Origin of the sequence: Cytobacillus sp. Bac17 (assembly GCF_024519925.1) — a bacterium.
GTDB classification, from domain to species: Bacteria; Bacillota; Bacilli; order Bacillales; family Cytobacillaceae; genus Cytobacillus; species Cytobacillus pseudoceanisediminis.
The window spans coordinates 1-381 of the sequence record NZ_JALJRC010000112.1 but is presented as its reverse complement, the minus strand read 5'-3'; the positions used below and the strand labels follow the sequence as shown (position 1 = coordinate 381).

Annotated in this window: 1 protein-coding gene; it reads left to right on the top strand. The window is 52.2% G+C overall.

Features of this window, described 5'->3' with window-relative positions; genetic code table 11:
* On the top strand, window positions 1-378 hold a 378-nt coding region (locus tag NR125_RS30330), incomplete at its 5' end, for a hypothetical protein (protein WP_256816895.1).
* Between the last annotated feature and the right edge of the window lie 3 nt (window positions 379-381).

Genomic DNA, 381 nt, shown 5'->3' with positions numbered 1-381 from the left:
GGAGAGGAAAAAAGAAGAGAGGAAAAGAGAAAAAGAAAAGGAAGGAAGAAGAAGGGGAAAAAGGGAGAGAGGAAAGAGGAGGAGAAGAGAGAAGGAAGGGGGAGGAAAGAGGGGAAAAAGGAGGGGGAAGGGGGGAGGAAAGGAGAGGAGGAAGAGGGGGAAGAGGAAAGGGAGAAGGAAGAGGAAGAGGAAGAGAAGGGAAGAGAAGGGGAGGGAAGGGGAGGAAGGGAAGGAGGGAGGGGGAGGAAGAAAGAAAAAGAGGAAAGGAGGAGAGGGGAAAGGGGGGAGGAAAAGGAGGGGAAAGGGGGGAGGAGGAGAAGGAGAGAAAAAGGGGGAAGGAGGAAGAAAGAGAGAAGCTGCCTGCGGTTTCAATGCTAAAAT